Origin of the sequence: Slackia sp. CM382 (assembly GCF_000293015.1) — a bacterium.
GTDB lineage: Bacteria > Actinomycetota > Coriobacteriia > Coriobacteriales > Eggerthellaceae > Slackia > Slackia exigua.
In genome coordinates this window covers 233,265-251,455 of sequence record NZ_ALNO01000016.1, presented here as the reverse complement: position 1 = coordinate 251,455, position 18,191 = coordinate 233,265, and the positions used below count along the sequence as shown (strand labels likewise).

Sequence of the window (18,191 nt, the reverse complement as noted above, 5' to 3'; positions counted from 1 at the left end):
ATGGATCACGTTCCGCGCCTGCTCGTCATAAACGGGCCGAACATCAACCTCCTGGGCATGCGTGAACCCGGCATCTACGGCACGCAGACCTACCAAGACCTTCTCGATTCGGTGGCCGCGGCAGCCACGGAGGCGGGCGTCGAGGTGACGTGCTTTCAAAGCAATCATGAAGGCGCCATCGTCGATGCCATCCAAGAGGCGCGGGGCGCTATCGATGGGATCGTCATCAATCCCGCGGCCTATACGCATACGAGCATCGCGATCCTCGACGCCCTCAAGGCCGTGTCCATCCCCTTCGTGGAGGTCCATATTTCCGACGTCGCATCGCGCGAAGGCTTCCGTCAGGTCTCTTACATACGGCCGCACGCCGCGCTGACCGTTTCCGGCGAAGGCATCGGGGGATATCGGCAGGCAATTCTGTATTTGACGCGGCTTCTTGCGCATACTGCCTCGATACCGCTATAATCCTTAACTTGTGATTTCATCTATTTTTCGGTAAGGAGACCGCGAAGTGAACGCACTTCTCATCGTCATGCTCATCATATGGGCGATTTCCGGCGTCGGGCTGATCGTTTTCGTCATGCTGCATTCCGGGAAAGGCACCGGCCTTTCCGATATGATCGCCAGCTCGCTGTACTCCACGCAGACCGGAACGAACATCATCGAGAAGAACCTCGACCGCATCACGATCGCGCTTGCCATCGTGTTCATGCTGTCGCTGCTCGTCTTGATGATCATCTATCCGCAGGGCACGATCGTCCGGTAGTTTTTGAAATTGACCCTTGAAATCACGGGTCGCTTTGCTAATATTACCCACGTTGCTTTTGCAAGTCGGAGTGGTGGAACGGCAGACACGCTAGCTTGAGGTGCTAGTGCCTAATTTTCGGGCTTGCGGGTTCAAATCCCGCCTCCGACACCAGGAAATCGAAAGAGTCCCGCACGGGGCTCTTTTTTTATAAGATGATAGATGCGAACGACCGAACGATTCCGAGGAATGCATGGGCCTCTTTGACTTCATACGACGCTTTCGAAGATCGGGCCGGCTGCGGCGCAGCGCCTCTTCCCGTGCGCCGCTGAGGCGGGGCGCTCACGAAGGCGCTACGAGCAGGCACGGACGCGCGGCATCTGCATCGCGACGGGCATCCCGTGCTTCCTGGTCGATCAAGTCGGCATCGGGCCATGCTCGAACTGCCGCGCACGGCTCGCGCGTTCAGAGCCGCCATGCGAACCATGCGGCGGCATCGAACGTCTTCGCACGCATTCCCGCTTTGCGGTACGCGATGCTCGTCGCACTCGTCGTCGTGCTCGTCATAATCGTGCGAGGCGTGACGACTTGCACGGCATCGTCCGACGGCTCTTTCGGCCCTCACCATGATGCGGACAAGGCGGCGTATACCGATATGCGCTCGTCGCGACATGCGGGAACATACGATTGGACGCATCTCTACGCGAACGACGGCCGTTACACCTACGAGGTGGATGGGATCGTGAAATCGCGTCTCGGCATCGACGTATCCTCTTATCAGGGCGATGTCGATTGGCCCTCGGTCGCGTCCGACGGCGTGTCCTTCGCTATGCTTCGTGTCGGGTATCGCGATGCCGCAACGGGCGACATCGCACGCGACCGTGCATTTTCCGCCAACCTTGAAGGCGCCCAAGGCGCAGGCCTCGATGCCGGCGTCTACTTCTTCTCCCAAGCGACCAACGAAGAGGAAGCGAGGGAAGAAGCCGCCTTCGTCCTGTCCGAGCTCGATGGCGCGGCTCTCGAATACCCCGTCGCGTTCGATTCCGAGGTCGTCGCAGGCTCCCAACGCACGTCGTCCCTGTCGAACGAGGAGATGACGGCGATTGCGCGGGCGTTCTGCGACGAAGTCGCCGCTGCGGGCTATACGCCGATGATCTACGGGAACGAAACCGACATGGCACGCTACGACTTGAATGCGCTTTCGGGCTACGGCCGCTGGTTCGCCGGCTACGGCGTCGTCCCGTCGGCATCCTTCGATTTCGCGCTTTGGCAGTACACGGAGACGGGGCGCGTCGACGGCATAGAGGGCAACGTCGATATCGATCTCGACCTCACGGGAGCCTGGTAGGGCGAAAGCGCCTCGCGGCTGCAGGGGCGAAGCGACGGTTTGAGAAGCTGCCTGCGATGCAGAGCGGAGCTATCAGGCTGCCGGGGAAGGCCGCAGGCTCGTTCGGCATTCCAACGGCGCAGGGGCCTGCGCCCCGTCGGTCCCTATTTGAAAAAGCGGCTCTTCTTGAAGAAGATGCCGAGCAGCACGCAGACGAGAACGGAAAGCCCGATAGGCAGGTACCACGACCCGACGATGGGCAGATCCGGCACATTCATGCCGTAGAAGCTGAAGATGATCGTCGGCACGGCGAGCAACAGCGTGATCGTGGTGAGCGTGCGCATCGTGAAGTTCAGATTGTTGTTGATAACGCTTGAGAACGTATCCATCGTGCCGTTCAAGATGCTCGTGTAAATGGTGCACATCTCAATAGCCTGACGCATCTCGATCAGCACGTCGTCGAGCAGGTCGCGATCGTCTTCGTACAGACGGATATAGCGTCCGCTGCTGATCTTCGCCAACGTCGATTCCGCGCCTTTAAGCGAGGTCGAGAAGTAGACGAGCGATTTCTCCAATGCGAGCATCTTGATGAGCTCGGCGTTGCGCATGGTTTCGCGCAGCACGCGTTCGGTGCTGTTGAACTGGCGGTCGATGTTGCGCAGATAGCCCAGGTAGCGCTGCATGATGTTGAGCATGATCTTCAGGATCAGGCGCGTCGAATGCTTGGTATTGACCTGTTTGATGCGTCCCGTCTCGAGCGCCCGAATGGTGTCGTTCGGCTTGAGGCTGACCGTGACGAGGATATCGCGTTCTTGCAGGAACAGGATGGACAGAGGGTGGGTATCGTATTGAACGATGGAGGCGTCTTCCGCCTCGTGCGCGTCTTCGATGAAGGGGCAGTCGATGATGATGAGCGTCTGATGCGCGTCGTCATCGAAATCGACGTGCGAGCTCTCCTCGTCGTCGAGGACCGACTGCACGAACTCAGGCAGCACGCCGAGCTCGTCGCGCAACCATGCGCGCTCTTCGAGCGTAGGGGCGACGATGCTCACCCAGCATCCAGGCTCGGGCGCTTCGAGAGGAAACGTGCCTTCAGACGACGTCTTATAGCATGCGATCACGAAGGCCTCGCTTCCCAGAGAAATTCGAATCGGAGATCTCGGCAACGCCGGTACCGGCGGATACCGCACCCGAAAGCGCATACATTATAGGCAACGCACGCCTTGGCCTCGCGGTTCACATGAAATCAATCGAAGCGAAGGAATCTCAAAATCACGCTTGCATTCACCTAGGGGTTCGCATAGTATATGTCCTCGCCGGTTCGCCGGCACAGAAACGTGGGCGTTTAGCTCAGGGGGAGAGCGCTTCCCTGACACGGAAGAGGTCACAAGTTCAAATCTTGTAACGCCCACCATTCGCGGACATGGCTCAGTTGGTAGAGCACCACCTTGCCAAGGTGGGGGTCGCGGGTTCGAGCCCCGTTGTCCGCTCCAGAACTTCGAAGGCCCCGCCGAAACGCGGGGCCTTTTTCGCACATAGAAAACTTTCGTTATATATAAGCGGCGGCAAGGGATACGAGCCTCGCGTGCGTCGGTCGATTGCAGCGCTAGGCGGTTGCGGACTCACCCTTGCCGGCACAGGCTTCCGCCGCCGTCTTGCCGGTGAAGACCGCGAATCCCTGGCAGGATCCTTCGCAGATCGACACGTCGTACGCATCCCCGTACAGTCCGCCAGCATCGCATCCTGCGGCATAAAGGTTTGCAATGGGCATATTCTTCTCATCGAGCACTTGGCAATCGTTGTTGATCTTCATGCCTCCGACGGTTGAGAAAATACCGACTTTGAGTTCGAAAGCGTAGTAAGGACCTTCATCGAGAGCGAAAAGGTACTGCGGATCCTTGTTGAACTCAAGGTCTTTCTTCTCCTTGCAATACCCGTTATAGGCGTTTATCTCGGATTTCAGAGCGTCCGCATCGAGTCCGAGTTCCTTCGCCAGCTCGTCGATCGTGTCGATTGGGCCGTGAACGGCCTTATTGCCCGCATCCTGCTGTTCTTTGAGTTGATCCCACAGCATGGTAAGAGGCTCGCCCGCATGTATGTACTCGCCGCATCCGAAGGTGCCTCCGTGCTCGTGCATGTTATCCATCTGCGCCTGCGTGACTATGGAAATGACGCGGTCTTGCATGGCCTGGGCGTCGCCGGAGAAGCTGAAGTTGCGCTCAGCGTAGTATTCGTTGACGAAACGTTTGGCATCTTGGTTGACCCAGAAGTACGGCTGAAACGCCGATGCGCAGTACAGATGCGTGCCGTAATCGATGCCGGGAATGCACCCGCCATAGGGAACGATGCATCCGGGGGAGGGCGCAAGCACGCCGCCGGCCTTCCGAGCTGCATTGATGCCGAAACCCGTTCGTCCGCCGGCACCCATCGGCTGGATACGATCGGGGTTTTTTCCGAATTCGCGAATCATGTCAGGATTATCGGAATATCCGCCCGTAGCGAGAATGATGCCCTTCGATGCATTGTACTGCTTGTACGTATCTCCTTCCTTTGCGACGATTGCTTTGGCCGCACCGTCGTCGACTATGATATCGACGGCTTCGCTGCCGGTTACGATCGTAGCGCCCGCAGCTTCGACCGCAGCAGCCCACTGCGTAACGTAGTTGTAGCCGGAAGGCTGTCCTTCGGTGTATTCGTAAAGATGCCAGGTGTTGTATTCGTTGCCGCACATCGTCGATGTGCCGGTGAAAACGATGCCCTGCTCTTCCATCCATGCAATGTCTCCACCTGAATCGTTGCAGTATTTGCGAAACAGGTTTCCATTCGCATACCAGTGATGGTAGTCCATCGCCATCGTGTAGATATCGTATCCGAGATCTGCAGGGTTTTTCCCGTTCTCTTTCTGTATATGGGAATCAAGCGCGAAGAGACCTTCGGTGAACAGAGAGGTGCCCCCTGTGGCGGGATGCTGTTCGAGCAGCACGGTTTTAAGGCCGAGTTCGGCCGCGCGCGTCGCCGCTGACATGCCCGCGCCTCCGCCGCCCACGACGACAACGTCATAATTCGCGGTTTCCCCAACGGTATAGCTTCCTGGATTCAAATAGCTCGAAGCATCCGTTTCGGTTCCAACGCCGCTTCCGGACATCGAACCTTTGGATGCTTCCGTGGCCTTCTCCGTGCATCCTGCAAGGCCGAAAGCAGCTAGCGCCCCCGTCGCTGCGGCGCCGGTTAAAAATGAACGACGATCCATGCCCGATTTCATGATGCCCTCCTAGGCTCGACTCGAGGAGCACGTGCTCCCACAGATCCCTACAACCTGCACGGTAGTCATTGACCTGCTCATACACTTCACCGTTGAGGTATGAATATTGTATGGATGCATATATAGACCTTAAAGGGTGAAAAGCTTTGACGTGCGATTTCGGCCTTTCGTACAATGATGCCGATAGGAAGCGAGGGGGCTCATGGGGCGTCGAAACATGCTCTCGGGAGAGACGGTCATCGGAAGAGACCGCCTTATCCGTCATCGAACTTGGGAGAATTTCGGATTCGGATGCACGTATGCCTGGCTTATGACGATGCTCTTCGGCGGGGGCGTCGGACGAATCGCAGGATTCGACCAGATGGTTCTTTCGATAGGATTCTTGCTCGCCGGTATCGGCGCAGGAGCGGTGTTTTCGTACGCATCCAAGACGAACGTGCGCGTCGCAGGTCCTATTCGTTCCGTCCCTCCGTTTCTCATCGGAGCGCTCGGATCCCTTATGACCGTACTGATATTCGTTCCTCTGGAAGGCCTCGCCCTTCTTGTCGTGCTTCCTATTTCCTGCGTGCTGTCAGGATGTTGCTATATGCTTCTCGTATTGCGCGGCAACGAAGTCTGGGCGCATGCCCGTGCCGAACGTGCGATGTTGAACGTCTCTATGGGATCTTTGTTCGCGATGCTGCTGTGCATCCTGTCGATCGTCATGCCACCGATCGTGTCGGCGGCGCTTTCGAGCGTCCTTCTGCTTCTGGGCAGCGTGATACTCAACATGACGCATGTCGGACGTCAGCAGGTGCGCAGGCATGGCGAGCCCTCTTCGATGGAACAACGTCTTCTCTTCAAGATCCTCGCATTCGTTGCATCGTTCTCTTTCGCACTCGGATCGCTTTCCGCACTGGCATCTCTTGATGCCTCGCCAGGCTTTCATATCGCCTTGATCGCAGGTCCCTTGGCTATGAGCGCCTGCATCGTCGCTATGACGGCACGGTTCTCGCCTTCGACGGCCTTCCGACGCATCCATCAGCTCGGAAATCCCATCATCAGCATCGGATGCCTCCTTGCGCTTGCCGCAACGAGTGTGTTTGGGTTTGGATGCTCGCTTATGCTCGGCGGCATTGTCGCGTGCGATCTGTTCATGTGGTTTGTGAATGCTGAAATCGTCGCACGGACCAAGCGGCCGGCCGAGGAGGTCTTGGCTCGATCGTGCATGATAGAGGCGATGGCTGCGCTTGCCGGATACGCGACCGTCGCGGTCCTGGGACCTCTCCTCGGCGCGGGTGACCGAACATCGTTCGTGACGGCACTTGCGCTCATCTGCGGCATTCTGTCGGTCGTCGTCGGAAGTTTCGTGTTCACCTCGCACGATGCCCGACGGCTCATCGAAAGCCATCAGATGGCCGAACGCTCGTTCGTCCTTGCGGATGCATGTGCCGCGATTTCCGATGCATGCGGGCTTTCTCCGCGAGAACAAGAAGTCATGACCTTGCTTGCCGAGGGGCGCGATTCACCCTATATCCAAAGCACGCTGGTCATAGCCCAGAACACGGCAAAGACCCATATGCGAAACGTGTATCGGAAAACCGGCGTGAGCAACAAGCAGGAGCTTATAGCATTCACGCATGAGAAGCTCGCCCGCATGAAGGACGAAGCGGTGCGCCCAAGCGATGTTTGACTACGGTATCCGCGGCGCATGCAAAACGCTGGCATGAATGCACATGAAAAGCATTCGATGCACGAATATAGAATGCGTTCGCGAATCGGATCGCATAAGGATTCGCTTCAATCTCCAGCGTGCGCCTGCGCATAACGATGTGGTTGCGGAAGCGGCAGCAAATAAAAGCTTGCACCCCGAATGGGGCTTCGGTATTATTCTCTCCTGCGCGGCTTTCGGTCGCGCGCATGGATGGCGAGATGGCCAAGTGGTAAGGCAGGGGCCTGCAAAGCCCTCATCACCGGTTCGAATCCGGTTCTCGCCTCCATCTTCGCGGACATGGCTCAGCTGGTAGAGCACCACCTTGCCAAGGTGGGGGTCGCGGGTTCGAACCCCGTTGTCCGCTCCAGAAACCAAAGGAAGGCCCCGCTTTCATGCGGGGCCTTCCTCGTATCTGCTTCATGTTCCGACAGACGCGCTTCAATGCGCGAATGCCGCCAAGATGAGATCCTTGCTGCGTTTCAGCAGGCGTCTTACGGCGTCTTACGTCCGGAGAACGCTCGATACGCTGGCAGAAAAGAGCGCCTCTTGCTTCTTTACGCCTGCATCATGTGAATGCCTACGTACGACACGTTCGCAGGCAGTCCGGAAATGCTGTAGACAGCGCTGAGAGGGCAGGCGGAGATGCGCCAGGAGTAATCGCCGCGATCGGTCTCGAAGGTGCCTTCCTGATAGATGTTGCCGACCGAATCCTGGCCTTCGTCGGTCACCGTGACGGTCTCGCCATCGATCCACCCCTGCGCGTCCATCGCCGCCTGCACGGCCGCCGTCGCATCGGGCGAGACGAAATCGCAGTAACGCAGGCGCTTGTCGAAGCCGGAATACGAAGACGAGTATATCCAGGTGCCAGGCAGGTACTTCGATGCGGTCTCGCCGTTCATCTTGTCGATGCCCGCCGCGAAGGCCACCTTCGCGTCGACGGTCGAGGCATCGCTCGGAATCTTTACGATGCGCGCCTGCTCGTCGTTCGAAAGGTCGATGGTCTGATAGCCCGAATCGGCGAAATACTCGTTCGCGGCGTCGATATCGGAATCCGCGAGCGTGGATGCGGAAGGAAGCTCGAGGCTCACGTCGCGCGTGAGGTTCGCATGGATGGCCTCGGCCTTGCGCTCGTCGGCATGCAGGATGGAATCGGAGGTCTTCAGCAGGAAGGACCCGCCGATCACGGCAGCGACGAGGGAGACGACGAGCGTGACGACGTATACGCTGTTGGGGATGCGGATATCGCGCAGAAGAACCGAACCGTCCAGGTAGTTGATCCGTGCGGGTTCCTGCGCCTCGGAATCGTGCGAACCCGATCTCCATGTTGAAGCCATCGTATGCTCCTCTGTGACAATTATGAGACGGTTCATTATACCAAAGCGCTTCATTCGCCCCGGTATGCTACGATGCGCCATGCCTTGGGGGAGTAGTTGGCATCCGGCTTCGCTTCAGCCTGCGATGCGACACGTCAACAGCCTCGGCGCATTCGCGCCTGGCGTGTCTGAAATAACGAGACTCATGGCACAGCCGCATGTCAGTTGTGCCGGAGCCCCCATTTGCGCTTCGGCTCTTATGCAAAGGAGCCGCATGGATCTTTCGATCTTCGCCACGCCCGAAGCGTGGATCAGCCTCGTCACCCTCATCTTCCTCGAAATCGTGCTCGGCGTGGACAACCTCGTCTTCATCGCCATCACCACCGACCGCCTTCCTCACGGCAAGCAGCATATCGGACGTATCCTGGGCCTTGTCGGCGCTTTCTTCGGACGTGCGGCCTTTCTCTGCTTCGCATCGTTTCTGGTGCATCTTGCCACGCCGCTCTTCACGATCGACCTCGGCTTCTATACACACGGCGTCTCGGTGCGCGACCTCGTGCTCTTCTGCGGCGGCGCGTATCTGATCTACAAGGGCATCGACGAAGTGCGCGACATGCTCGCCTTGACCGAGCTTAAGGCCGAACATTCGGAAGAGCATAAGGATGCGCGTCTGATCTCGCTTCCTCAGGCGGTCGGAACCATCGTCGTCATGGACCTCGTGTTCTCGATAGACTCGGTCATCACCGCGGTCGGGCTTGCGAACCACCTGATCATCATGGTCATCGCGGTGCTGTTCGCTATCGTTCTCATGATCGTCTTCATCGATTTCATCTCGGATTTCATCAACTCCCATCCGGAGATGAAGATCCTCGCGCTCACATTCATCACGGTCATCGGCATCCTGCTCGTGCTCGACGGGCTGGGCATCAACTCGGGCTTCGAGGTCTTCGACATGCACGCCGAAAAGCTCATGGTGTATTTCGCGATGGTCTTCGCCTTCGTGCTTGAGTTGATCCAGATGTCGTACAACAGGCGCATAGCGGACTTCAGGGTCGAGCATCCGAAGGAGGATGATGCATCCTAGCCGAGGCTCGACGCCGTCCTATTCGAAGAGCTTGACCGCGTCGTCGGACACGACGAGCCGCGACGCGGCAGGCAGCACGCGCACCGTGTAGGGCGTCGAAAGCTCGGTCGGCTCGCCGTCGTGCTCGATAAGGAAGGCGGGATCGGCTTCCACGGTGATCTCCCTGCCCGAGTAGATATCGAGCGCATCTCCTCGGTCGGGAAACTTGCCGTCGACGTCGAGCAGCGCGGCGAAGATGGACGGCAGAAGATCGAAGGCCGATTTCGCCTTCAGCACCACGACGTCGAGCATGCCGTCGCGCGGCTGGTTGACATGTGTGATGGAAAGCTCCGCGGTGATCTTCGAGAAATTGACGAGCACGATGCCGATGCCCTTGGTCTCGTACGACACGCCGTCGATCGTGAGCTTGATGTCGGAGCGCTGCGGAAGCAGATTCACGCTTGCGGCCAGAAAATACGCCATGCTGCCGAGCGCATGCTTGCCGGGCGCGGCCGTCGCCATGAGCGTCGCGTCGTAGCCCGAGCCGGCCATGATGGCGAATCCGCGACTGTCGCTCTCGGTCGATATCTCGCCCATGTCGAAGTCGAGGATGCGGCCGTCGCGCAGCAATGCCGCGAGCGCATGGGGCTCTTCGGGATTCTGGAGGTTCATCGAAAGCAGGTTGGCCGTTCCGGAGGGGAAGGGAAGCACCGGGATGCCCGAGTACCGCAGAGCGTACATGACGCAGGCCACGGTCCCGTCGCCGCCTGCAGCGACGACGCGATCGAACGTACGGGCGTCTTCGACGAGCGCCGAGATGGGCGTGGTCCCGTCGGTGTTGCGCAGGCAGATTTCATCGCCGTCGCGCGCGGCCGAGCGGATGAAGTCGTAGATGGCGGTATCATACTGTCCCGAAGCGAGATTATTTATAATAAGGATTTTCATAAGGCCTCGTTTCCGTTTGAGCAATCGTACTACATCGAGGCGCCGACACCGAAGGACATGCCGTTGTACATCACCGATACGAAGCAACTGGAGGAATTCGTCGCGTTTGCGCGCACCTGCGACGTCGTGGCGATCGATACCGAATTCCTGCGCGAGCGCTGCTACTGGGCCAAGCTCTGCCTGATTCAGCTCGGAACCGACGAACGGTCGGTCGTGGTCGATCCCCTCAAGGTGCGCGACCTCTCTCCGCTGCGCGATCTGATGGTCGATACGTCCGTGGTCAAGGTGTTCCACGCGGCGACCCAGGACCTGGACATCCTGTTCCACGAACTCGACGTCATGCCCGATCCCATCTTCGACACCCAAGTCGCCGCAGCCCTGCTCGGACAGACGGTTCAGGTCGGTTATGGGACGCTCGTTCTGAACGAATGCGGCGTACGCCTGAAGAAGGCCGACTCCTTCACCGACTGGGCGCGACGCCCTTTGTCTTCCTCGCAGATCAATTACGCGCTCGAAGACGTCGTCTACTTGCCGCGCATCTATCGTCAGCTCACGGAGCGCCTCGAAGCGCTCGGACGCGCGAGCTGGCTCGAGCACGACTTCGCGGAGCTCGTCGATCCTTCGCGGTATCGGGTCGATCCGGAAAACCGCTGGCGGCACCTGAAGAACGTCAATCAGCTCAGCGGCCGCCAGCTCGCCTGCGCGAAGCATGTCGCCGCATGGCGCGAACGTAAGGCCATGGAACGAAACATCCCGCGCAAGGCCGTGCTTTCCGACGTGCAGATCGTGGAGATGTGCCGTCGCGAGCCTCGGTCGATCGACGATATGTTCATGGTCAGGGGCGTTGCGTCGGCGCTGTCCACGAAAGAGGCGCGCGACGTGCTCGCCGCGTGCAAAAAAGGACTCGAAACGCCCGACGACGAATGCCCGTCGCTCGCACGCGCGCCTCGCGGCGAGCAGAACGTCGACGCGCAGACCGCGCTCCTCGCGGCGCTCGTCCATCAGCGCGCACGGGAGAATTCCATCGCTTTTTCCGCGATCACCTCGAACGCCGAGCTCGCGCGCATCGCGCGCGGACATACGGATGACTGCGACCTCCTGAAAGGATGGCGGCGCGCCATCGCGGGAAAAGACGTGCTCAAGCTCATGGCGGGAAAATTCACGCTGACGATCAAAGACGGTCAGCTGCGCGTGTCCAAGCGTCGGCTTAGAAGCGGAAAGCCGAAGGACCCGACGGAGCTTTCGGCCGCTGTTTAGGGCTTTCGCATGCGATCGCGCACGCGACGTCGTTTTTTGGATACGAATTCATTACGGCGTAACGTAAGGCTTCGCGGCGTCGGCCCTGTACCGTATAATGCATGAAAAACGAACGTAAGTACGATTTTAAGGAGCACGCATGCCTTTCTCCGGCGGTTCTTTCGGCCTGTACATCGCGGTCATGGTCCTGACGCTTATCATCGGCGGGGGAGCGCAGGCATATGTGTCGTCCCAGCTCAAAGGTAAAAGCAGAATCCAGAGCTCCTGGGGCGTCACAGGCGTCGACATGGCGCGCCGCATGGCGCACGACAAGGGCATCGGCGCCATTCCCGTCTATCAGGGAGGGCCTAACCAGGATCACTTCGATCCGCGCAACAACTCCGTCACGCTCGGCACCGAGACCTTCGGCCAGACCAGCCTGACGGCCGTCGCGACGGCCGTGCACGAGGTCGGCCATGCCTGCCAATACGCCGAGGGGTATTGGTTCATGAGCGTACGCAGCGCATTCGCTCCGATCGCATCGCTCGCGTCCAACGGCTGGATCATCGTGTTCTTCATGGGCATCTTCTTCGGCGCCGCAAGCGCCCTCGGCGCGTTCTTCATCAAGCTCGGCATCGTTATGTTCGCGGCCGTGCTTCTGTTCCATCTGATCACGCTTCCCGTCGAATTCGACGCATCGCGGCGCGGACTTGCGTATCTGCGCGATTGCGGCATGAACCAGGGCGAGCTTGCAGCATGTTCGCAGGTTCTGCGCGCGTGCGCGCTTACGTACGTCGCCGCAGCGCTCACGGCCCTCATTCAGTTCCTGTACATGCTCCTTTCCGTTCGCGACAACTAGGCGCGCCATGGCGTATCGATATGCAGAGGACGTGCTCGCAGGCGAGGGCCGCAAGCCTTTCGGGGTCACCGAAGCCATCGCCCGCATGAACGGATACCTTTCGGGCTTCCCCTTGGCCATCCTGGGCGAAGTCTCGGAAGTGAACGCCAAGCGCGGCTACAGCGCCGTGTACTTCACCATCAAGGATCAGAAGTCTTCGCTGCCCTGCATGATGTGGAATACCATATACGAGCGGACCTCGGGGCTTCGCGTCGGCATGAAGATCGAGGTCGCCGGTCAATTCGATATCTATGCCCCCAAGGGACGCATGAGCTTCAAAGCATCGTCGTTCAAAATCGCGGGGGAGGGAAACCTCCGTCAGAAGGTCGACGCGCTCGCACGTGCGCTTCGCTCCGAAGGCCTCATGGATGACGCGCGCAAGCGTCCCGTTCCGCGATTTCCCGAAAAGGTGTGCGTCGTCACCTCGCCGCGAGGCGATGCGGTGCGCGACGTCCTGCGCACGCTGAGACGCAGGTTCCCCCTTGCAACGGTGTCGGTCGCAGGCGTGCCTGTCGAAGGCAAGACGGCGGCCGAAGGCATGGTGCGCGCGCTTGCGACCTGTGCGCTGGAAGGATGCGATGTCATCCTGCTCGTGCGCGGAGGCGGCAGCTTCGAGGACCTCATGCCGTTCAACGACGAGGCGCTCGCACGCGCGGTGGCCGCGTCGCCCGTTCCCGTGGTCACGGGCATCGGGCACGAACCCGACACGACGATCGCCGACATGGTGTCCGACCACCGCGCTTCCACGCCTACGGCGGCGGCCGAGGCGGTCTCGCCGTCTCCGGAACAGATGAACGCGTTGTTCGCATCCTACGCCGAACGCCTGTCCGGTCCCCTGGGCCATCGTCTCGAGCGCACGCGCATCCGTTTGGATGCCGTCGCAGGACGCCCCGTCTTCCGCGACTCGGCTGCTTTGATCGCGGAAGACCTCATGCGGCTCGATATGGCATCCGATCGCCTGCATCGAGCCCTGCCCGAATCGCTTGCGCGCAACAGAACGTCGCTCGACGCCTATGAGGGCCGCCTGCGTCGATCGGTATCCTTCGACGCACGACGGACCCGGCTCGAAAGCATGCAGACTCGTTTGAACGCCTCCGGAAAACGGATCCTCGACCGTGAAGCCTCCGCATTCGGATCCGCGACCGAGCGCATGCGTGCCATCGGCGCAACGCTGACGTCTGCGGCGCGGCACGACCTGGCGTTGCGCGCCGGGCATCTGCACGATCTCTCGCCGCTCTCCATTCTGTCGCGGGGTTACGCCATGGCGACCGATAAGGACGGACACGTCGTGAAGCATGCGGATGCCGGCCTCGTGGGTTCTGCGATCAAGGTCCGCGTCTCGGATGGCGTGCTGGACTGTTCGGTCGAATCGGTTTCCCAAGAACGAAGAGGGTCTTGACGTTTTTCAATCGCGTTCTGCGCATATGCGTTTTACGATGCGCGCACCCCGCGCGTTCGGCTCAAGAAAGGAATGGATCATGGAAGATACCCGCAAGAACATCGACGAGCTTTCGTTTCGCGAGGCTATGGCCGAACTCGACCAAGTCGTTGCGAGCCTCGAAGGCAACGGTCTCGAGCTCGAAGACAGCCTGAAACAGTATGAACGGGGCGTCGGCCTGCTGGCTTCGCTGAAATCCCGCCTCGATGAAGCCCAACAGAAGGTCGAGGTGCTCATGGGGCAGTTGGACGCTAGCGCCGACGACGCTACCACTGACACCACGCTTTCGTAGGCGTCCGTCATTTTCAAGTACACTGCGCGTATTCGGTCGCATTCGTGAAGCAAAGGGGACGCAGCATGGACGACTGCCTGTTTTGCAAGATAGCTGCGGGAGACATTCCTTCGAACAAAGTATATGAAGACGATGACGTCTACGCGTTCGACGATATCTCGCCGATGATGCCGGTCCATACCCTGATTATCCCGAAGGAGCATTACGACAGCCTGAATGACGACGTGCCCGAGGAAATCCTGGGCAAAGTCTTCGCCGCCGCGCGGAAGGTCGCGAAGCTCAAGGGCATCGATGCAAGCGGTTTTCGCATCGTCTCCAATGCGGGCGAAGACGCCATGCAGTCGGTTCATCATCTGCATGTCCACGTGCTTGGCGGCGAAGCCATGAATGACGGGTCACCGAAGAAAATAGGGTAGACAGTGAAGATCCTCGTATTGAATGCCGGTTCTTCGTCCCTGAAGTACCAGCTCATCGAAACCGACACGCAGACGATGCTTGCAAAAGGCCTCTGCGAGCGCGTCGGCAGCAAGAATTCCTATATCAAACACGGCGCCGACAAGGACGAGCGTATCTTCCATCAGTTCATGGCCGATCACGAAGAGGCGCTGCGCGTCGTCTTCGATGCGCTCACTCATTCCGATCGATCGACGATCACGTCGATCGATCAAATTGATGCCATCGGCCATCGCATCGTGCATGGCGGCGACTTCTTCGATGAATCGGTCCTCATCAACCAGGACGTCATCGATAAGATCGCACGTCTGTCGCCCTTGGCGCCCCTGCACAATCCGCCGGCGCTCGCGTGCATCGAAGTCTGTCAGAAGTTTGCTCCCGGCATGCCGCAGACGGCGGTGTTCGATACGGCGTTCTTCCAGACGCTTCCGCCGTCGGCATACATGTATCCGCTGCCCTACGAGCTCTGCCGCGCGCATCGCATCCGCAAGTACGGGGCCCACGGCACCTCGCACCGCTATATCGCGCATCGGTGCGCCGCGCTGCTCGGGCGTCCCATAGAAGACCTGAAGATCGTCACCTGCCATCTCGGCAACGGATGCTCCATCTCGGCAGTCGACCACGGCATCGCAGTCGATACCTCGATGGGGTTCACGCCCCTCGACGGCCTCATGATGGGAACGCGCTGCGGCTCCATCGATCCTGCCATCATCCCGTATCTCATCGAGAACGAGAACCTGAGCGCCGCCGAAGTCAACGACATCATGAACAAGAAGTCAGGGCTTCTGGGCGTGTCGGGCATCAGCAACGACGTGCGCGACGTGACCGACGCGGCCATGTCCGGCAACGAGCGCGCCGTGCTCGCCTACGACATGTATGCGCATTCGATCAGGAAATACCTGGGGCAGTACATCGTCGAGATGGCCGGTGTCGATGCCATCGTCCTTACAGCAGGCGTCGGCGAGAATGCCGAGCGCATCCGCCGCCTCATCTTCGCAGGCCTCCAGCCTTTAGGTATCGTGCTCGATCAGGAGAAGAACCGTCTCAGGCACAACGGCAAAGAACGTTTCATCTCCCGCGACGAGTCTCCGGTCAAGATCATCGTCATCCCGACGAACGAAGAGTTCATGATCGCCCAGGATACCTACGACATCGTTTCGAGGCTTCCGTAAGAACCTATACGATCCCTTGAGCCTGAACGGCCGTGATGGCGACGACGGCAACGATGTCTTCGGCCGAGCAGCCGCGGGACAAATCATTCATCGGCGCATTGAGCCCCTGCGTGATAGGGCCGAAGGCATTGGCGCCTGCAAGACGCTGAACCAGCTTGTAACCGATATTGGCGGCATCGAGGTCGGGGAAGACGAGGACGTTCGCGCAGCCAGCGACGCTGGAATCCGGCGCCTTTGAAGCGCCGACGCTCTGCACGATCGCGGCATCGGCTTGAAGCTCGCCGTCGATCAGGAATCCCGGCGCCTTCTCGCGAGCAAGGCGGGTCGCTTCGACGACCTTCGCAGCATCATCGTCGATGACGCTGCCTTTGGTGGCATGCGAGAGCATGGCGACGCGCGGTTCGGCTCCTGTGAGATCCTTGAAGGATCGGGCGGATGCGACGGCGATTTCGGAAAGCTCCTCGGCATTCGGCTGGATGCAGACCGCACAGTCGCTGAACAGCATCAGGCCGTCGTCGCCGTAGGCTTCGTTCGGAACCTCCATGATGAAAAACGAGCTTACGACCTTGGTGCCGGGTTTCGTTTTGATGACGCGCAGGGCGGGGGAGAGAACGTCTTTGGTCGGATGGCATGCACCGCTCACAAGCCCTTGGGCGCGGCCGGTCTTAAGCAGCATCGTGCCGAAATACGTCACATCGTCCATCAGCGCATCGGCCTGCTCGATCGTCATGCCCTTCGCTTTTCGGATTTCGAAGAGCGCTTCGGCAAGCTCGGCGCGCAACGGGTCGGTCGTGTTGTCGATGACGGTCGCGCCGCTCAAGTCGTATCCCGACGATGCGATGGCCTGCTGATTCCCGATGATGATCAGGTCGGCGATCCCCTCGGCAAGGATGCGTTCGGCCGCGACGAGCGTGCGCTCGTCTTCTCCTTCGGGAAGCACGATCGTAGTCTTCTGCTTTTTGGCCTGGGAATATACATCGCTCATAAACGTTGACATGCAGGATCCTTTCGAGGCGAAGATCTTCGTCGCAAAACCGAAGACGTTTCGGCTTCACGCGCTGATACGACGATTCTTGCAGAGATGCGTCGTGCTGCGCAAGCACCGGATGTCGTGCGGGCGAAATATAGATGGAATGCGGCATCTGTTGACATCGCGAAATTGCATCGAAAGGCCGGAATGGCAATAATGGATACCGCATGCGCACAAGCTGCACCGACTCGTATCGGTCGCCGTTGCGCGCGCCGCACCAGAAACGCTCTGCGCGACGATCGCGGCTGCATACCAACGTATTCGACAGGAGCATCGTGAAAGCCATTTCATTCGCCATTCCGTGCTATAACTCGGCCGCCTACATGGATACCTGCATCGAGTCGATCATGGCCTGCGTCGACGAGCGCGATGACATCGAAGTCATCATCGTCGACGACGGTTCGACCAAAGACGACACCGCGGTGCGCGCCGACGAGTGGCAAAAACGCCATCCATCGGTCATCAAAGCGGTTCATCAGCCGAACGGAGGGCACGGCGAAGCGGTCAACACCGGCCTCGCGAACGCGACAGGACTGTATTTCAAGGTCGTGGATTCGGATGACTGGCTCGATCGCGATTCGCTCGAAAAGGTGCTCGATTACGTGCGTTCGCAGATCGGCGTATCCGAGCCGACCGACCTCGTCATAGCGAACTACGTATACGAGAAGGTTCACGAGGGCACGCATACCACGATGCGTTATCGCAACGTGTTCCCGACGGAAAGGCAATTCGGGTGGGAGGACACCAAGGGTTTCCGCCAGTCCCAATACCTGCTCATGCATTCGGTCATCTATCGCGCGCAGCTTCTGCGCGATTGCGGGCTGAAACTGCCGAAGCACACGTTCTACGTCGATAACATCTTCGTCTACGTGCCTCTGCCTCATGTGAAGACGATGTACTATCTGGATGCCGATCTGTATCGGTACTTTATCGGCCGCGAGGACCAGAGCGTCAACCAGGATGTCATGTACTCACGCCGCGACCAGCAGGTGCGTGTGACTCGCGCGATGATCGATGCGGTCGATCTGGATGCGGACGTGCCTTCCGAGAAACTGCGCCGGTATATGCGCACCTACCTTTCCATGATGATGGCCATCAGCTCGGTATTCCTGCGCATGCACCGCACGCCTGAGAACGATGCGGCCCTCGAATCGCTCTGGAAGTATCTTGCCATCCGTCGACCGCAGCTCGCACCGAAGATCAGGCATTCGCTCATCAACGCGGCCCTGAACCTTCCCGGCGAAGCAGGACGCCGCGTAGGGCTTGCCGGATATGCCGTCGCACGCAGGATCTTCAAGTTCAACTAAGAGGCCAAGCGGGCGCG

The 18,191-nt window shown here is 59.3% G+C and carries 17 protein-coding genes and 5 tRNA genes; 17 read left to right on the top strand and 5 right to left on the bottom strand.

Annotated features, from left to right (window positions below):
- The 4 genes from aroQ to HMPREF1155_RS06355 all read left to right on the top strand — a co-directional run bounded on the left by aroQ (position 1) and on the right by HMPREF1155_RS06355 (position 2,093).
- A complete protein-coding gene (gene aroQ / locus HMPREF1155_RS06370) occupies positions 1-465 on the top strand; it encodes a type II 3-dehydroquinate dehydratase (RefSeq protein ID WP_009078235.1) in 465 nt (154 codons plus the stop codon).
- A 46-nt stretch (positions 466-511) separates the two neighbouring features.
- Positions 512-766 carry a preprotein translocase subunit SecG gene (secG, locus tag HMPREF1155_RS06365; RefSeq protein ID WP_006361393.1) on the top strand — a complete coding sequence of 85 codons (255 nt, stop codon included), beginning with the start codon at positions 512-514 and terminating at the stop codon, positions 764-766.
- A gap of 64 nt (positions 767-830) precedes the next feature.
- Positions 831-919, top strand: a tRNA-Leu gene (locus tag HMPREF1155_RS06360).
- Positions 920-1,280: 361 nt separating this feature from the next.
- A complete protein-coding gene (locus HMPREF1155_RS06355) occupies positions 1,281-2,093 on the top strand; it encodes a glycoside hydrolase family 25 protein (RefSeq protein WP_039993501.1) in 813 nt (270 codons plus the stop codon).
- A 143-nt stretch (positions 2,094-2,236) separates the two neighbouring features.
- Here HMPREF1155_RS06355 and HMPREF1155_RS06350 read toward each other — a convergent pair whose 3' ends face one another.
- Entirely contained in the window at positions 2,237-3,193 is a 957-nt protein-coding gene (locus tag HMPREF1155_RS06350; protein ID WP_009078323.1) for a magnesium transporter CorA family protein, read from the bottom strand.
- Positions 3,194-3,411: 218 nt separating this feature from the next.
- Here HMPREF1155_RS06350 and HMPREF1155_RS06345 point away from each other — a divergent pair.
- Positions 3,412-3,486: transfer RNA gene (locus HMPREF1155_RS06345), tRNA-Val, on the top strand.
- Positions 3,487-3,489: 3 nt separating this feature from the next.
- A tRNA-Gly gene (locus HMPREF1155_RS06340) sits at positions 3,490-3,565 on the top strand.
- 113 nt (positions 3,566-3,678) lie between these two features.
- On the opposite strand, the gene HMPREF1155_RS06335 is transcribed toward HMPREF1155_RS06340, so the two are convergent.
- Positions 3,679-5,334, bottom strand: coding sequence for an FAD-dependent oxidoreductase (locus HMPREF1155_RS06335; RefSeq protein ID WP_009078712.1), 1,656 nt, complete (start codon positions 5,332-5,334; stop codon positions 3,679-3,681).
- Between the two features lie 202 nt (positions 5,335-5,536).
- On the opposite strand from HMPREF1155_RS06335, the gene HMPREF1155_RS06330 reads away from it, so the two are divergent.
- The 3 genes from HMPREF1155_RS06330 to HMPREF1155_RS06320 all read left to right on the top strand — a co-directional run bounded on the left by HMPREF1155_RS06330 (position 5,537) and on the right by HMPREF1155_RS06320 (position 7,394).
- The gene (locus HMPREF1155_RS06330) at positions 5,537-7,006 is read left to right on the top strand and encodes a response regulator transcription factor (RefSeq protein ID WP_238319133.1); all 1,470 of its coding nucleotides are present in this window, start codon (positions 5,537-5,539) and stop codon (positions 7,004-7,006) included.
- Positions 7,007-7,239: 233 nt separating this feature from the next.
- A tRNA-Cys gene (locus HMPREF1155_RS06325) sits at positions 7,240-7,313 on the top strand.
- Positions 7,314-7,318: 5 nt separating this feature from the next.
- Positions 7,319-7,394 (top strand) — tRNA-Gly (locus HMPREF1155_RS06320).
- Between the two features lie 187 nt (positions 7,395-7,581).
- Here the strand turns inward: HMPREF1155_RS06320 and HMPREF1155_RS06315 are convergent.
- Complete coding sequence (locus tag HMPREF1155_RS06315; protein WP_009078202.1) at positions 7,582-8,361, bottom strand: hypothetical protein; 780 nt, start codon at positions 8,359-8,361, stop codon at positions 7,582-7,584.
- A gap of 253 nt (positions 8,362-8,614) precedes the next feature.
- On the opposite strand from HMPREF1155_RS06315, the gene HMPREF1155_RS06310 reads away from it, so the two are divergent.
- Complete coding sequence (locus HMPREF1155_RS06310; protein ID WP_009078710.1) at positions 8,615-9,424, top strand: TerC family protein; 810 nt, start codon at positions 8,615-8,617, stop codon at positions 9,422-9,424.
- Positions 9,425-9,442: 18 nt separating this feature from the next.
- Here HMPREF1155_RS06310 and HMPREF1155_RS06305 read toward each other — a convergent pair whose 3' ends face one another.
- Positions 9,443-10,348, bottom strand: coding sequence for a diacylglycerol kinase family protein (locus tag HMPREF1155_RS06305; protein WP_009078571.1), 906 nt, complete (start codon positions 10,346-10,348; stop codon positions 9,443-9,445).
- Between the two features lie 57 nt (positions 10,349-10,405).
- On the opposite strand from HMPREF1155_RS06305, the gene rnd reads away from it, so the two are divergent.
- The 6 genes from rnd (at position 10,406) to HMPREF1155_RS06275 (ending at position 15,837) form a co-directional block, all read left to right on the top strand.
- Positions 10,406-11,605, top strand: coding sequence for a ribonuclease D (gene rnd / locus HMPREF1155_RS06300; RefSeq protein ID WP_155999176.1), 1,200 nt, complete (start codon positions 10,406-10,408; stop codon positions 11,603-11,605).
- Between the two features lie 139 nt (positions 11,606-11,744).
- Positions 11,745-12,443, top strand: coding sequence for a zinc metallopeptidase (locus HMPREF1155_RS06295; protein ID WP_006361404.1), 699 nt, complete (start codon positions 11,745-11,747; stop codon positions 12,441-12,443).
- Between the two features lie 7 nt (positions 12,444-12,450).
- Entirely contained in the window at positions 12,451-13,881 is a 1,431-nt protein-coding gene (gene xseA, locus HMPREF1155_RS06290; protein ID WP_009078665.1) for an exodeoxyribonuclease VII large subunit, read from the top strand.
- A 79-nt stretch (positions 13,882-13,960) separates the two neighbouring features.
- Positions 13,961-14,212: an exodeoxyribonuclease VII small subunit gene (gene xseB, locus HMPREF1155_RS06285; RefSeq protein ID WP_009078736.1), complete on the top strand. Its 252-nt coding sequence runs from the start codon at positions 13,961-13,963 to the stop codon at positions 14,210-14,212.
- 65 nt (positions 14,213-14,277) lie between these two features.
- Entirely contained in the window at positions 14,278-14,628 is a 351-nt protein-coding gene (locus tag HMPREF1155_RS06280) for a histidine triad nucleotide-binding protein (RefSeq protein ID WP_006361407.1), read from the top strand.
- Between the two features lie 3 nt (positions 14,629-14,631).
- Positions 14,632-15,837 carry an acetate/propionate family kinase gene (locus HMPREF1155_RS06275; protein WP_009078556.1) on the top strand — a complete coding sequence of 402 codons (1,206 nt, stop codon included), beginning with the start codon at positions 14,632-14,634 and terminating at the stop codon, positions 15,835-15,837.
- A 4-nt stretch (positions 15,838-15,841) separates the two neighbouring features.
- On the opposite strand, the gene pta is transcribed toward HMPREF1155_RS06275, so the two are convergent.
- Positions 15,842-16,834, bottom strand: coding sequence for a phosphate acetyltransferase (gene pta, locus HMPREF1155_RS06270; protein WP_009078754.1), 993 nt, complete (start codon positions 16,832-16,834; stop codon positions 15,842-15,844).
- A gap of 308 nt (positions 16,835-17,142) precedes the next feature.
- Here pta and HMPREF1155_RS06265 point away from each other — a divergent pair, with 308 nt between their 5' ends.
- Positions 17,143-18,174, top strand: coding sequence for a glycosyltransferase family A protein (locus HMPREF1155_RS06265; RefSeq protein WP_039993499.1), 1,032 nt, complete (start codon positions 17,143-17,145; stop codon positions 18,172-18,174).
- Positions 18,175-18,191: the final 17 nt, after the last annotated feature.